The organism is Stutzerimonas chloritidismutans, assembly GCF_020783375.1.
In the GTDB taxonomy this organism is placed as follows: Bacteria; Pseudomonadota; Gammaproteobacteria; order Pseudomonadales; family Pseudomonadaceae; genus Stutzerimonas; species Stutzerimonas kunmingensis.
On sequence record NZ_CP086067.1, the window covers coordinates 886,649 to 901,818 of the forward strand.

Here is a 15,170-nt window from a genome sequence, read left to right on the forward strand (position 1 = left end):
GGCCGACTCCCGGGCGTTCTGCCAATTTCCCCAAGGCAACAAAGAGAAGGAAAAACCGTGAATCCGGTAATCAAGAAGTTTCAATTCGGTCAGTCGACCGTAACCCTGGAAACGGGTCGTATCGCTCGCCAGGCCTCCGGCGCAGTGCTGGTCACCGTCGATGACGACGTCACCGTGCTGGTAACCGTGGTCGGTGCCAAGACCGCCGATCCGAGCAAGGGGTTCTTCCCGCTCTCCGTGCATTACCAGGAGAAGACCTACGCAGCCGGCAAGATCCCTGGCGGCTTCTTCAAGCGGGAGGCGCGTCCTTCCGAGAAGGAAACCCTGACCTCTCGCCTGATCGATCGTCCGATCCGTCCGCTGTTTCCGGAAGGTTTCCAGAACGAAGTGCAGGTCATTTGTACTGTCGTTTCCACCAGCAAGAAGACTGATCCGGACATCGCCGCGATGATCGGTACTTCGGCCGCCCTGGCTGTTTCCGGTATTCCGTTCGACGGCCCGATCGGCGCGGCACGCGTGGCCTTCCATCCGGAAACCGGCTACCTGCTGAACCCGAACTACGATCAGCTCAAGGCCTCCAGCCTGGACATGGTCGTGGCCGGCACCAAGGACGCCGTACTGATGGTCGAGTCGGAAGCCAAAGAGCTGACCGAAGACCAGATGCTGGGCGCCGTGCTGTTCGCCCATGACGAGTTCCAGGCCGTGATCAAGGCTGTCGAAGAGCTCGCCGCCGAAGCCGGCAAGCCGCGTTGGGACTGGGCTGCTCCGCAGGCCAACACCGCGTTGCTGGATGCCATCCGTGCCGAGTTCGGCGAAGCCATCTCCCAGGCCTACACCATCACCATCAAGCAGGACCGCTACGCGCGCCTGGGTGAGCTGAAGGACCAGGTCGTTGCCAAGTTCTCCGGTGAAGAAGGCCAGCCGTCTGCCGGCGAAGTGAAGGATGCCTTCGGTGAGATCGAATATCGCACCGTTCGCGAGAACATCGTCAATGGCAAGCCGCGCATCGACGGTCGCGACACCCGTACCGTTCGCGGGCTGAACATCGAAGTCGGCGTGCTCGACAAGACCCACGGTTCGGCACTGTTCACCCGTGGCGAGACCCAGGCCCTGGTCGTTGCGACCCTCGGCACTGCCCGTGACGCGCAGCTGCTCGACACCCTGGAAGGCGAGAAGAAAGACCCCTTCATGCTGCACTACAACTTCCCGCCGTACTCGGTCGGTGAGTGTGGTCGCATGGGCGCTACCGGTCGCCGCGAAATCGGCCACGGTCGCCTGGCCCGTCGTGGCGTTGCCGCCATGCTGCCGAGCGCCGATGAATTCCCGTACACCATCCGTGTGGTTTCCGAGATCACCGAGTCTAACGGTTCCAGCTCCATGGCATCGGTCTGTGGTGCCTCGCTGGCACTGATGGATGCGGGCGTGCCGATGAAGGCGCCGGTAGCCGGTATCGCCATGGGCCTGGTCAAGGAAGGAGAGAAGTTTGCCGTTCTGACCGACATCCTCGGTGACGAGGACCACCTGGGCGACATGGACTTCAAGGTTGCTGGTACCGCCAAAGGCGTAACCGCGCTGCAGATGGACATCAAGATCCAGGGCATCACCGAAGAGATCATGGAAATCGCTCTGGGCCAGGCCCTGGAAGCGCGCCTGAACATTCTCGGCCAGATGAACCAGGTCATCGCCCAGTCACGCAGCGAGCTGTCGGCCAATGCCCCGACCATGCTGGCGATGAAGATCGACCAGGACAAGATCCGTGACGTGATCGGCAAGGGTGGCGCCACCATTCGCGCTATCTGCGAGGAGACCAAGGCCTCGATCGACATCGAAGACGATGGCTCGATCAAGATCTTCGGCGAAACCAAGGAAGCGGCAGAGGCGGCCAAGCAGCGCGTACTGGGCATCACCGCTGAAGCCGAAATCGGCAAGATCTACGTCGGCAAGATCGAGCGCATCGTCGACTTCGGCGCGTTCGTCAACATCCTCCCGGGCAAGGATGGCCTGGTGCACATCTCGCAGATCAGCGATCAGCGTATCGAGAAAGTCACCGATGTGCTGAAAGAAGGTCAGGAAGTGAAGGTGCTGGTGCTGGACGTGGACAACCGCGGCCGTATCAAGCTCTCCATCAAGGACGTTGCCGCCGCTGAAGCCTCTGGCGTCTGACAGCTGGCAGTTGAACAGAAGGGCCTTCGGGCCCTTTTTGTTTGGTCGTGATATTTATTCAATGCCTATGCGAGATTGCAAGATGCACGCAGAAGCCGGGGGAAACTTGCAATGTGCAAGTAAACCGTAAATTGCTGCCATGCATAACTTATTGATTATTAAGGATAAAAAAATAAATTCAAGTTGGCACAACGCTTGCGCTGTTATTCGTGCATCTGAGGCCGGAGTCATGCCCCAGAAACCACGAGAACAGGAGTGACATCTATGAAGACTACTCAGACACTTACTGCCGCTGCCATCGCCGCTGCTCTTAGCCTACCGTTCGCCGGCGCCGCTCTGGCCGATACCACGCCTGCCATCGACAAGACCGATACCGTCATGCTGGCCGCCAACACTATGGACGATGCCGGTGATGCTGCTTCCGATACCTGGATCACCACCAAGGTGAAATCCACCCTGCTGGCCGAAGACGCGACTCCCGGCATGGACATCGAAGTGGAAACCAAGGATGGCGTCGTCTCGCTGTCCGGGACCGTAGCTACCGAAGCCGAGAAAGAAGCTGCCGTGGCCAAGGCCAAGGGCATCAAAGGCGTTCGTGAAGTCTCTGCCGACGGCCTGAAAACCGCCGAATAACAGAGCTCTCCTCGCCAGTCGCTGGCGGGGCGCAGATCAGAAAACCCCACTCTATAGTGGGGTTTTTTGTGTCCTAGTTTCCTCGCTCACTGGTGATCTGCCGGAGACGATTGCCTTCGAATCGCAGGAAATGGAGCATGCCGTTGTTCGGCCCATAGACCCATTCCTCGACAGGCACCTCCTGTTGGTAGCCATGATCATCAACGATCTCCTTGTAACCTACCAAGGCGGCGCTGGATGGCTCGCCGCATTTGCTGCGAACCTCGGCCGTGCTGGCTTCCAGGCTCACCAGGCGGCTGTTGCAGCGATAGGTAGAAGAGGCCTGCGCTTGCAGGGTGACAAGCAACAGGCAAAGCAGAAGTGTTGCGGGAACGCGACGGTCCATCGGTATGGCTCCAGGGGATCAGTTAGCTCTGCGGGTTTCGATGCGAACCAGGCGGTTGCCTTCGAAGGTCAGGATGCTGAGCATGCCATTACGCGGACCGTAAACCCATTCCTCCAGCGCGAACTCCTGGCGGTCGTTACGGCTGAGCGTGTAGCCGACAAGATCGCGGTGCTGCGGCACGCCGCACTTGCTTTCCACTTCGAAGGCGCGGTCACCCGTGGTGACGAGCTGGCTCCCGCAACGCAGGGTATCGGCGTGAGCCCCGGAAAACGCGACCAGCAGTACACAAGCAACAACGTATTTACGCGAGATCATCATTCACTCCCCAGGTGCATCGCCGTCGCGACCTTACCGTCGCTTCCCTGTTCGGTTGTGCCGGTGTCCAGCAGGTACACCCGCTCCGAGTCCAGGCCCACGTCTACCAGATAGTCCTTTATCGCGGCCGCACGTTCGCGGCTGAGGCGGCGCAGCAACGCTGCACTGCCCCTCCAGGAATCGAGCACGGCCTTGCGCATCTGTGCGGCGCGCTCTTCGTCGTCGAGTTCGCGCCACTCGGCTGGCGGCTGCTGCTTGAGGCGACTGCGGTAGATGCCTTCCAGCAACGCGGCCTCGTCGTCCGCTTCGACCTGGATCTGACTGGCGTCCGCGGGCACCTTGTCGCCACGACGCTGCAGGATTCGATACTGGGTTTCGCGGAACTCCTGCTGTAGGCGTTGCTCGGCCAGCAGCGCGCCATCGACGGCAGCGGCGCTCATGCCTTCCACCTCCAGGCGTAGAGCCGGACGTTGCTTCAGGGCCGAGGCCAGCGTGTCCAGACGTTTGCGCGCTTCGCTATCCAGCTCGCTGCTGGCCGGTTCGAAGCCGACATGGCTGAGGTCGGCGTCGCTTCCGCCGGCCAGTCCGGCTATGAACTTGAATGGCGCCTGGGCTGCGCGAACCACCAGATTGCGCAGCGTCTGCCAGACGATCGGCATGACGCTGAACTGCGGGTCGTTCAGGTTGCCCTGCACCGGCAATTCGATGGAGATGGTGCCCTTGCTGTCCTTGAGCAGGGCGACCGCCAGCCGAACAGGCAGATCCACGGCATCAGGACTGTCGACCTTCTCGCCAAGCTGCAGCTGCTCCAGAACGACCTTGTTTTCTGCGTTTAGACGACCCTGCTCAATCCGGTAATGCAGATCCAGATTGAGGCGGCCCTTGCGGATCCGGTAGCCGGCGAATTTGCCGGAGTAAGGCGTCAGTGTGGTCAACTCGACCTGGCGGAAGCTCGTGGCGATGTCGAGACTCTGCAGTGGATCGAAAGGCGTCAGGCTGCCCTTGATGCTGACCGGCGCATACTGATCCACCTTGCCGGCGACATTTACCGAGGCGGCTTTCTGCTCGCGGTTGTCCAGGGTGCCGATATCACCGTTGAGCGACTGGATGGCGGTGACGAAGGGCGGTCGCAGGCTGAAGTCGGCAAAGTTCGCCGAGCCGTCGGCAATGGCAATGCCGCCGATACGGATAGCCAGCGGCTCGGAGGAGTCTTGTGCCTGTGCGTTGTCATCCCCAGCCTCACTGCGCTCGACCAGCAGGTCGTTGATGTTGGTGCTCAGGTCCGGGTTGATGATGAAGCGCGCATAAGGCTGGCTGAGGTCGACGCGCTCGACTGCCAGGCTGCTCGGGTGCTGGTAGTCGAGGCCGCTGAGTTGCAGGCGCTGCCATTTGACGAAATCGCGATTGTTGATCGTGTCCAGCGTATGCAGCTGAGTGGCGTCTACGCTGCCGCGAACGCTGAAGGCCAGCGGCTCGGTGGACTTGAGCTCGACCTCGAGTTCGCTGGCCAGCAGGCCGCTGCGCACTTCCAGATGGACCAGTGGGCTGAGATAGGCCTGAGCGATGCGCAGGTCGATATCTCGCGTCGTCACCGCCAGCTTGCCGCTCACGGGGCTCATCTGAAGTTGCCCGTTGGCCTGGATGGCGCCTTGCTTACCGACTCCGGTTTCCAGTTCAAGGGAGAAGGGGCTGGTGCCGAGGCTGTCGAACTCGCGGATGTTCAGATCTAGCGGGCCCAGCTCTAGCGCGACTTCATCGTCCGGGACGCGATCGACGAGATGGACTCGGTAGTCGCGCAACTGAGCGTCGCGTAACAACACCTGCCAGGGTGCGTTGGCTCCCTTTGCTGTGTCGTCCGTGGCCGGCGCGTCGGCATCTGTCTTGTCGCTGGTCGAGGCGAACAGTTTCTGCCAGTCGAGTTCTCCGTCCGCTTCCCGGGCCGCCCAGCTTTCCAGATTGCGGCTGCGCAGTTTGCCAATGCTGATCTGCTGCCTGGCCAAGTCCAGCGACGTTTCGCTCAGCTCGAGTCGCTCCATGCGGATCAGCTTGTGCCCATCGGGGCTGTCGAGGGCCAGTGGGCCGAGTGCGGCCTTGGCATTCTCCAGTCGCAGCGCGAGGTCATCGCTGAGGTCCAGGCGATAGTTCGTGCTGAACTCGAGACTGCCATCCTTGAGTGTCAGCGGCACGGCGTCGCGTACATAGGGCCACAGGTCCTTGAGCTGGAGATCGCTGATCTGCAACTGACCGCTGGATGTCAGTGGTTGCAGGCTGATATCGCCCTGCCAGTCGATGCGCCCTCCGCTCGGCCCGCTGGCGGTTAGACGGGCATCGGCGCTGCCGTCGCTGCGGGTGGCGAGATTGTGCAGTTCGAAATCCAGTGAATCGTAGACCAGGGCAATGGGTTCGCTCGGACGCTGGTCCATGAAGGCGAGGCGGCCGCCTGCCAGTTGCAGACGATCCATGCGCAGCGGAAAGGTGTCAGCGTCCTCGCTGGCTGTCGGCTCTGATTCAGGCACCTCGAACAGCTGGCTGAGATTGAGCGTGCCATCTTCGGCGAAGCGCACCTCGACGTCCGGCTCGATCAGCTCGACATTGGCCAGGTGCAGCGTGCGTTGCCAGAGGCTGTCCCACTGCAGGTCGAGAAAGAGCCGCTCGAAGGCCAGCTGACGATCGTCCTGCTCGCCGATGCGCAGGCCGAACAGCGAGAGCTCGAGGCTGAACGGGTTGAATTCGATACGTTGCAGGCTGGCCGGCACGGTTGCGTAGGCCGCAAGCTGCTGATTGGCGATGCGCTGGGCGATACCCGGCAGGATCAGAAAGCCAAGCAGGCTGTAGCAGATCAGCACGAGCGCCACCCCGGTGAACGCACGCTTCATTCCATTGGGCATGACCGGAAGTATTCCTGGCGGATGGTTGCCTTGGAGTATGGCACGCGTACGCGGTTCCCCGAATCGAACGATACGGGCAATGCGCTCAAAGCCGCAGAATCAGGGTCTTCAGTGGGGGCAACCCATCGCGCGAGGGGAAGTCGGCGGCCGGTGCCAGCGCCTGCCATTCGCGTACCGGCCTGCCGGCCTTCTCGGCACAGCGCAGCACCAGGGGCCGCCACTCATCCATCGATACCTTCGCCAGGTTGTTGCAGCAGATCAGCACCCCACCTTCAGCGGTTGCCAGCAACGCCGGTTTGAGCAGGCTCTGATAGTCGCGCAACAGGTCCACCGTGCCGAAGGCGCTGCGTGCCCAGGCGGGCGGATCGAGCAACACCAGATCGAACTGGCGTTGCGCCATGCGCGGGTAGTCCGGTAAGGCTCGCCCGCGACGGGCGCTGACCGGAAGGCCAGCCAGTTGGCGGATCGCCGGGAAGTAGTCGGAATGCACGAACTGCATCGGCGGTAGGGAAGGGTTCAGCGCGCCGTTCTCCCGACCCACTGCCAGGTTGCGCTCGGCGAAATCGACATTCCAGACTTCCGCTGCACCGCCTGCGGCAGCACACAGGCCGACGCCGCAGGTGTAGGAGAACAGATTGAGCACCGACTTACCGGTACTGTGTTGCTTGACCCAGCCACGGGCGTTGCGCAGGTCGAGAAACAGCAGCGGGTCCTGCCCGCTGTGCCGACCACGCACGCGATAGCGCAGGCCCCACTCATGGGCGACCTGATCTTCCAGCGCCACGTCCTCCGGCTGATGCGCCTGGTTGCTGCGGTCGATCCGTGAGTTGCTCTGCGAGCGATCGTTGTAGATGAGCTGCAGCGGTTGCCCGAGGAAGTCGGTGGCTTCGTCATGGATGCTTTGCAACGCTTGCGTGTCGAGCGCTTGATGGAAGCTTTGTACCATCAGCTGCGGGCCGTAGCGATCCAACGTCAGGCCGGCCGCGCCTTCCTGGCTGCCATGGAACAGTCGGTAACAATCGGTGCCTTGCTGCTGCAATTCATCGAGCAGCGGGCGGCGGCTATCGAAGGCGGCGCGCAGCGCCTGGACAAGGGATGACATGCGCGGCGACTCGAAATGAAGGGGCGCGCAGTCTACCAAGAATCGCTGCGCTGGTTGCCTGGCGCTAGCGTGGCGGCAGGCCCATGCGTCGGCGCGCGCGGTGCACCGAGCCACTGCGTACGGCCCAGCGCACCACCGGCGCGGTACTGCGGACCCCAACGCGGATCAGCTGGCGTCGGCTTTCGCTAAGCGTCAGGCCAAACATCTCCTGAGCCCACTCGGGCAAGAGCTCGATTCCTGCGTGCAGCATCAGCGTGCCGAAAGGCCTGAGCAACGGGCTTGGCGCCGGGGCGGTCCGCAGTATCTGCAGGATTTCCAGCTCACGCTCGTCGCTCCGGAGCTGGGGGCGGGTGCGCTCGAGGTAAGCCTCGATCTGCGTGCGCGAACGCGGTACGTCACCGGCGCCGAGGCGCTCGGCAATCAGCGCCACCTCGGCGTAATAGCGATCCTGCTCGGCGGCGGGTAGATCCGGATTGAGGTAGCGCAAGTGCGACTTTAGAAAGCTGCTGACCTCGGCGACGTGCACCCAGGTCAGCAAGTCGGGATCGGATGCGGCATAGGGACGACCATCCGGCGCCGTGCCGGACACGCCCGCATGAATCCGCTTGACCCGCTCGATCAGCCGGTCGGCATCGGCGTGGCTGCCGAAGGTAGTGGCGGAGATGAACTGCCCAGTGCGCCGCAGGCGGCCGAGCAGGTCCTCGCGAAAATTCGAGTGATCCCAAACGCCGGACAGCGCCAACGGGTGCAGCGCCTGCAATAGGAGTGCGGAAATTCCGCCGACCATCATCGAGGTGAAGTCGCCATGTACGCGCCAGCACACTGACTCAGGCCCGAACAGGCCAGGATCGCCCGGAGGATTTTCGTAATCGACACCGCCGATCGCCAGCCCGGTAAGGCTGAGCACTCGGGTTTCGATATGACGGCGAATGAATTCCATTACGACAGCGCTGTTGGCTTGGCAAGCGGCGATGTTACCTGAACAGACGCCGCGACCTCGCCAATCGGCGGCGGTAACGGGGGAAGGAGAGACCGGACAGCAGCAGCGCACTGTCCGGTCGAACGGCAATATCAGCCGCGGTGGCGACCGCGGAAGAAGTCGATCAGGCCCTGGGTGGAGGCATCTTCTGCCGGCGCAGCATCGAAGCGGGTCATCTGGTTGTAGACGGCCTTGCCCAGATCCTTGCCGAGCTCTACACCCCACTGGTCGAAGGAGTTGATCCCCCAGATCACACCCTGGACGAAGACCTTGTGCTCGTACAGCGCGATCAGTGCGCCGAGGCGGCCGGGGCTGATGGTTTCCATCACCACGGTATTGCTCGGGCGGTTGCCGGGGATCACCTTGTGCGGGGCGAGACGCTGCACCTCTGCTTCGCTGAGGCCCTTGGCGCGCAGCTCGGCCTCGGCTTCTTCGCGCGTCTTGCCGCGCATAAGTGCCTGGCTCTGCGACAGGCAGTTGGCGTAGAGCCACTCATGGTGGTCGGCGACCGGGTTGTGGCTGACCACGGGCACGATGAAGTCGGCCGGGATCAGCGGTGTGCCCTGATGCAGCAGCTGGTGATAGGCATGCTGGCCGTTACAGCCGACACCGCCCCAGATCACCGGGCCGGTCGTGCAGGACACCGGTGTGCCATCCTGGCGCACACTCTTGCCGTTGGACTCCATGTCCATCTGCTGCAGGTGTTTGACGAAGTTGCGCAGGTAGTGGTCGTAAGGCAGGAACGCGTAGCTCTGTGCACCCCAGAAGTTGTGGTACCAGACGCCCAACATCGCCAGCAGCACCGGCATGTTGCTTTCGAACGGCTCGCTGAGGAAATGCTGGTCCATGCTGTAGGCGCCGGACAGCAAATCCTTGAAGTTGGACATGCCGATCGCCAGGGCGATGGGCAAGCCGATCGCCGACCACAGCGAATAGCGACCACCGACCCAGTCCCACATCGGGAAGATATTCTTCTCGCGAATGCCGAATTCGACCGCCGCCTGCTTGTTGCTGGTGACGGCGATGAAGTGGCGGTAGAGCTTCTCTTCGGTGCCGCCCTTGCCCAGATACCAGGTGCGCGCGGCCTGGGCGTTCTTCAGCGTCTCGAGGGTGCCGAACGTCTTGCTGGAAATGATGAACAGCGTGGTTTCGACATTCAGCTTGGCCGTCACCTCACGGAACTCGCTGCCGTCGATGTTCGCCAGATAATGCGTGCGCACGCCGTGCTGGGTGAACGGCAGCAGCGCTTCGGATACCAGCTGCGGGCCGAGAAACGAGCCGCCGATGCCGATGTTCACCACGTCGGTGATGGTCTTGTCGCTGAAGCCGCGCCACAGGTTGTTGTGGATGCGGGTGACGATGTCGGTCATCTGCGCCAACGCGGTATGCACGTCACGCATGATGTTCTTGCCGTCGACCATCACCGACTCGCCCATCGGGCGGCGCAGGGCGGTGTGCAGCACGGGACGGTTTTCCGAGGCGTTGATGCGCTCGCCTTCGAACATGGCGCGGGCCGCCTGCTCGACGCCGGCCTCGCGGGCCAGGTTCACCAGCAGGGTACGGGTTTCGGGGGTTATGAGATTCTTCGAGTAGTCGAGAAACAGGCCGCTGCAGGAAACCGACAGATCATCGAAGCGCGTCGGGTCGGCCTTGAAGGCCTCGCGCATGCTGAAGTTCTGCATGGCCAGGCGGTGTTCTTCCAGGGCCTTCCAGGACGGCAGGCCGGTGACATCGAGCGGATGCTGGTAGTAGCTCATGGTGATGCGGCTTCCTTTGCTTTGACAGGCCGCTGACCCCCTCTTGCACTCGCACGCATAGGCTCGCGTGGTCGCGACGGGACTCAGTAATGTGTATGACCGTGCGGGCGCGCCGGCACTCCTCCTGAATGCTGCGGATGCTGGCCGAACCCGGCTTTCACCGAGCCGGTGAAGGCACATCCTATGCCATCAGAGTCAGCTCTGACAGAGAAACCCCCACTCTGTTCCAGGCCATTGTCTTCTATTCTGCCCACGCCTGTGCTTTCACCCCGTCGCCGGTCGACCGTTCAGTCACCTCTAAACGAAAAAGCCCGAAGTGCGGAACACCTCGGGCTTCTATTCGACAGCGCCTGAATGGTGACTCAGGCGACCTGTACCGGGATTGCATTGCTGGTATGGCTCAGCTCGCCGTCGGCACCCATGTACAGCACATGCGGTTTGAAATTGGCCAGCTCGGCCTCGCTGTAGTGGGCGTAGGCGCAGATGATCAGGCGGTGACCGACACCGGCCTTGTGAGCAGCGGCACCGTTGACCGAGATGATCTTCGAACCTTCCTCGCCGCGGATGGCGTAGGTGGTGAAGCGCTCGCCATTGTCGACGTTGTAGATCTGGATCTGTTCGTATTCACGGATGCCGGCCAGGTCCAGCCACTCGCCGTCGATGGCGCAGGAACCTTCATAATCGAGCACCGAGTGAGTTACCTGGGCGCGGTGCAGTTTGGCCTTGAGCATGATGGCGTGCATGGCGGGGTCCTCCGGGTGCGCAAGCGGCGCAGAGTGTGCCTTAAGCCTCGAACGTGATCAAGGCTGCGGGCAAATGGCTGGGATCAGGCCGATGTGTGGATGTCCACCAGCAGGTTGTCGATCAGCCGCGTCTTGCCCAGGTAGGCGGCGGCGAGGATGACCAGCTCGGTGGAGCGCTCGCTGACTGGCTGCAGGTCGATTGCGTTGCGAATCTCCAGATAGTCCGGACGCAGGCCGGCAGCCTGCAAAGCGCTCAGGCCTTCGGCGATCAGCGCCGGGTAGTCGCGGCGACCGCCCCGGATCGCTACGTCCAGCTGGCTCAGGGTGCGGTACAGCGACGGAGCCGTGGCGCGCTCGTCTGCACTCAGATAGCCGTTGCGTGAAGACAGCGCCAGGCCATCGGCGGCGCGAACGATCGGCTCCGAGAGGATCTGCACCGGCATGTTCAGATCGCGGACCATGGTGCGGATCACCGCCAGCTGCTGGAAGTCTTTCTGACCGAATACGGCGAGGTCCGGCAGCACCATGTTGAACAGCTTGCTGACCACGGTGGAGACACCGTCGAAATGCCCGGGGCGGCTGCCACCGCAGAGACCTTCGGAAACGCCGGGCACGCGAACGATGGTCTGCTGGGCCTGGCCGTGCGGATACATCTCTTCGACGCTCGGCGCAAAGAGCAGGTGGCAGCCGGCCTCGAACAGCTTGTCCTGATCCGCAGCGAGGGTGCGCGGGTAGTTGTCCAGGTCTTCGTTGGGGCCGAACTGCAGTGGATTGACGAAGATGCTGGCGACCACGAAGTCGGCGCGCTGCCCGGCCTTCTTCACCAGCGCTATGTGACCGGCGTGCAGGTTGCCCATGGTCGGTACGACGCCGATGCGCTTGCCTTCCCCACGGGCGCGGGACACTGCGGCACGCAGGTCGGCGATGGTCTTGACGATGTTCATGCGGAGAAACCGTGTTCGACTGCGGGGAATTCGGTGGCCTTGACGGCTTTCACGTAGCCGGCGATGGCGGAAGGGATGTCACCGTGCTCGCGCATGAAGTTCTTGACGAACTTCGGTACGCGGCCACCGAGCGAGAGCCCGAGCATATCGTGCAACACCAGCACCTGGCCGTCGGTGTCGCTGCCGGCGCCGATGCCGATCACCGGAATCTGCACCGCCCGGGTGATGCGCGCAGCCAGTTCGCTGGGTACGCATTCGAGCAGCAGCATGGCTGCACCGGCGGCTTCCAGCGCCTTGGCGTCCTCCAGCATCTGAAGTGCCTGGGCTTCCTCGCGGCCTTGTACCTTGTAACCGCCGAAGATGTTGACCGCCTGTGGCGTCAGGCCCATGTGTGCGCAGACTGGAATGCCACGCTCGGCCAGCAGGCGGATCGACTCGGCCAGCCAGGCGGTGCCCTCCAGCTTGATCATGTGTGCGCCAGCCTGCATCAGCACGGCCGAATTGTTCAGGGTCTGCTCGGTGGTGGCGTTGGCCATGAACGGCAGGTCGGCGACGATCATCGCGCCACGATTACCGCGTTTGACGCTGGCGGTGTGATAGGCCATGTCGGCAACGGTGACCGGCAGGGTGCTGTCGTGACCTTGCAGGACCATGCCGAGTGAATCGCCGATCAGAAGCATCTCGACGCCGGCATCGCAGGCGGTCTTGGCGAAGGTGGCGTCATAGCAGGTGAGCATGACGATCTTTTCGCCCTTCTGCTTGAGCCCTTGCAGCGTGGTCAGGGTTACGTCTGGCATGAATGCCGTCCTCTTCGAGCCTCGGAGGTCAGGGTTGCCGCGCGGCGCACCGGTTGGGTGCATGGGGCCGCGGATGGCAGAGGGCGCTTATAGTCCCGGCGACGACAGAGTAAGTCAATCGCGAGTGTTACCCGCGCGTTACGTTCGTTACCGCGGCGGTGACACCGTCATCGCCAAGCCGCTCGAGACCGCTGAAGGGGCAGGCGGCGAGCAGGTCGACGAGTCGGCGACCATCGGCCAGCAGCAACTCCGCCGGAGCGACTTCGGCGAGCGGGTAGAGCACAAACGCGCGGGCTTGCAGGTGGTAATGCGGAACCTGCAGACGGGGTTCGGCGATCAGGCGATCGCCGAACAGCAGGATGTCCAGATCCAGCGTACGCGGGCCCCAGCGCTCCGCCTTGCGCTCGCGGCCCTGGGCCTGCTCGATGCGTTGCAGGGCGTCGAGCAGATCGAGCGGCGCGAGACTGGTGTCCAGTGCGCCTACGGCGTTGACGTAACGTGGTTGGTCGGCTGGTCCGAGTGGGTCGCTGGCATAGAGTGACGATACCGCTGCGAGACTGCTCTGTGGCAAGTCAGCCAGCGCTTGCAGGGCGCCGCGCAGTTGCTGTTGCGGATCGGCCAGATTGCTGCCCAGGCCGATGTAGACGCGTTCCATTTTACTCGGCCGGGTTGGCGGCGTTGTCGCCCGGACCACGGCGGCGGCGCCCCCCGCGACGACGCTTCTTCGCTCCGCCGGCTTCTTCCTTGTTGCTGAGGCCGCGAATCATGTTGCGACGTTCGCTGTCGCTGGCTTCCTGATATTCGGTCCACCAGTCGCCGAGGCCGTTGGTTTTCTCTCCGGCGCTTTCGCGTAGCAGAAGGAAATCGTAGCCGGCGCGGAAGCGCGGATTTTCCAGCAACTGATCGGCGCGGCGCCCCTGGCGGCGCGGCAGGCGCTCCTGCATGTCCCAGATCTCGCGCATGGGGATGGTGAAACGCTTGGGAATCGCGGTGCGCTGGCACTGCTCCCAGATGATGTCGTGCGCCGCTTCCTGCATCGCCGGGATCGGCGGCATGCCACGGTCCTGCAGTTCCAGTACGCGGGCGGGCAGGGCGGGCCAGAGCAGTGCGGCAAAGAGGAATGCCGGCGTCACCGGTTTTCCCTGCTGAATGCGCAGGTCGGTGTTGGCCAGGGCGTTGCGGATCAGCGTGCCGGCGTATTCCGGGTTGCGCTCGAGTGCTGCGGCGCTCGCCGGGAACAGCGGGGCGAAGAGATCGTATTCGAGCAGCAGCTCGAAGGTGCGCTCGGCCTTGCCGCCGAGGAATAGCTTGAGCACTTCGTCGAACAGGCGTGCCGAGGGAATGCCGTCGAGCAGGTCGGCGAGGTCGACGATGGGTTCGGCGCTGTGCCGTTCGATCTCGAAGTCGAGCTTGGCGGCGAAACGCACGGCACGCAGCATGCGCACCGGGTCTTCCTGGTAGCGCTGCTCGGGGTCGCCGATCAGACGGATCAGGCGATTGCGGATGTCGTGTACGCCACGGGTGTGGTCGAGGATGCGCTCGGAAGTCGGATCGTAATACAGCGCATTGATGGTGAAGTCGCGGCGCTGGGCGTCGTCTTCGAGGGTGCCATAGATGTTGTCACGCAGGATGCGGCCGCTCTCGTTGCGCGAAGCGAGATGGCTGGCGTCGTCGTCATCCTCTTCCGGATGGTTGGCGCGGAAGGTGGCGACCTCGATGATCTCGCGACCGAAATGCACATGCACCAGCTTGAAACGGCGTCCGATCACGCGGGCGTTGCGGAATTCGGCGCGGACCTGTTCGGGGGTCGCGCTGGTCGCGACGTCGTAATCCTTGGGATTCAGCTGCAGCAGCAGGTCGCGCACGCAGCCGCCGACCACATATGCCTCGTAACCCGCCTGCTGCAGTCGTTCGACCACGCTCACCGCGTAACGACTGATCTCGTTGCGATGCAGGGAATGCTGTCGGCTGGACAGAATTTCAGGTGTGCGGCGGGGATGCGGGATGCGGCGCAGAGGAAGACGAAAAGACTGGAACAGCTTTTTCAGCATGGGGGGCAACTGTGTGGCGGAAGACGGGCCGGTGTCGCGAATGGCCGCGAAACCTGCGCGGATTCTAGCACCGAGAGTGCTGGATGTTGAACGATGCGCAGGGAGGTGTCAAAAAGCATCGTGCGCCGCGTCACGCAGGCAGTGCTTGGCGCAGGGCGGAGGCCACGCGATTGTCGAGCAGTAAGACTGCTGTGAAGGAAAATGGGTAAGCCCCGGATAGCACAAAGGGGAGCCGAAGCTCCCCTTTGAATACTGTTGCGTGCTTTATTGTTATTAGTCGCTCAGGCGTTGCTGTTTTTGTTGTTCGCCTGTTCCATCGGGCCGTGGCCGTCAGGAGCACTCCACACTGGGAGCTAATAGCAAACGGATTTCTTTGGTCGCTGACTTTGCCTTGATCTTCGATCCAACCAGTG

The 15,170-nt window shown here is 62.7% G+C and carries 13 protein-coding genes; 2 read left to right on the forward strand and 11 right to left on the reverse strand.

All coding sequences use genetic code 11. From position 1 onward, the window contains the following. Positions 1–57 precede the first annotated feature (57 nt). Both pnp and LLJ08_RS04055 read left to right on the forward strand, forming a co-directional pair. A complete protein-coding gene (pnp, locus tag LLJ08_RS04050; RefSeq protein ID WP_090523112.1) occupies positions 58–2,163 on the forward strand; it encodes a polyribonucleotide nucleotidyltransferase in 2,106 nt (701 codons plus the stop codon). Between the two features lie 264 nt (positions 2,164–2,427). Continuing rightward, positions 2,428–2,796, forward strand: a complete 369-nt coding sequence (locus LLJ08_RS04055) for a BON domain-containing protein (RefSeq protein WP_014819242.1) — start codon at positions 2,428–2,430, stop codon at positions 2,794–2,796. A gap of 73 nt (positions 2,797–2,869) precedes the next feature. Here the strand turns inward: LLJ08_RS04055 and LLJ08_RS04060 are convergent, their stop codons facing one another. The 11 genes from LLJ08_RS04060 to LLJ08_RS04110 all read right to left on the reverse strand — a co-directional run bounded on the left by LLJ08_RS04060 (position 2,870) and on the right by LLJ08_RS04110 (position 14,757). Then, positions 2,870–3,181: a DUF2845 domain-containing protein gene (locus LLJ08_RS04060; RefSeq protein WP_090523116.1), complete on the reverse strand. Its 312-nt coding sequence runs from the start codon at positions 3,179–3,181 to the stop codon at positions 2,870–2,872. An 18-nt stretch (positions 3,182–3,199) separates the two neighbouring features. Then, positions 3,200–3,496, reverse strand: coding sequence for a DUF2845 domain-containing protein (locus tag LLJ08_RS04065; protein ID WP_101275046.1), 297 nt, complete (start codon positions 3,494–3,496; stop codon positions 3,200–3,202). Next, positions 3,496–6,384 carry a DUF748 domain-containing protein gene (locus tag LLJ08_RS04070; RefSeq protein ID WP_228208269.1) on the reverse strand — a complete coding sequence of 963 codons (2,889 nt, stop codon included), beginning with the start codon at positions 6,382–6,384 and terminating at the stop codon, positions 3,496–3,498. Before LLJ08_RS04070 ends, LLJ08_RS04065 begins: the two co-directional genes overlap by 1 nt. Before the next feature lie 85 nt (positions 6,385–6,469). Then, positions 6,470–7,486, reverse strand: coding sequence for a class I SAM-dependent rRNA methyltransferase (locus tag LLJ08_RS04075; protein WP_228208270.1), 1,017 nt, complete (start codon positions 7,484–7,486; stop codon positions 6,470–6,472). A 64-nt stretch (positions 7,487–7,550) separates the two neighbouring features. Further along, a complete protein-coding gene (locus tag LLJ08_RS04080) occupies positions 7,551–8,426 on the reverse strand; it encodes an oxygenase MpaB family protein (RefSeq protein WP_228208271.1) in 876 nt (291 codons plus the stop codon). Between the two features lie 131 nt (positions 8,427–8,557). Continuing rightward, positions 8,558–10,222, reverse strand: coding sequence for a glucose-6-phosphate isomerase (pgi, locus tag LLJ08_RS04085; protein ID WP_228208272.1), 1,665 nt, complete (start codon positions 10,220–10,222; stop codon positions 8,558–8,560). 362 nt (positions 10,223–10,584) lie between these two features. Beyond that, positions 10,585–10,965 (reverse strand): aspartate 1-decarboxylase, encoded by a 381-nt coding sequence (gene panD, locus LLJ08_RS04090; RefSeq protein WP_014597581.1) that lies wholly within the window; start codon positions 10,963–10,965, stop codon positions 10,585–10,587. An 83-nt stretch (positions 10,966–11,048) separates the two neighbouring features. Beyond that, complete coding sequence (panC, locus tag LLJ08_RS04095; RefSeq protein WP_045666541.1) at positions 11,049–11,909, reverse strand: pantoate--beta-alanine ligase; 861 nt, start codon at positions 11,907–11,909, stop codon at positions 11,049–11,051. Further along, positions 11,906–12,706, reverse strand: coding sequence for a 3-methyl-2-oxobutanoate hydroxymethyltransferase (gene panB, locus LLJ08_RS04100; RefSeq protein ID WP_014819250.1), 801 nt, complete (start codon positions 12,704–12,706; stop codon positions 11,906–11,908). Before panB ends, panC begins: the two co-directional genes overlap by 4 nt. Positions 12,707–12,833: 127 nt before the next feature. Further along, the gene (gene folK / locus LLJ08_RS04105; protein WP_221102675.1) at positions 12,834–13,361 is read right to left on the reverse strand and encodes a 2-amino-4-hydroxy-6-hydroxymethyldihydropteridine diphosphokinase; all 528 of its coding nucleotides are present in this window, start codon (positions 13,359–13,361) and stop codon (positions 12,834–12,836) included. A gap of 1 nt (position 13,362) precedes the next feature. Beyond that, positions 13,363–14,757 carry a polynucleotide adenylyltransferase PcnB gene (locus LLJ08_RS04110; RefSeq protein ID WP_104096831.1) on the reverse strand — a complete coding sequence of 465 codons (1,395 nt, stop codon included), beginning with the start codon at positions 14,755–14,757 and terminating at the stop codon, positions 13,363–13,365. Positions 14,758–15,170: the final 413 nt, after the last annotated feature.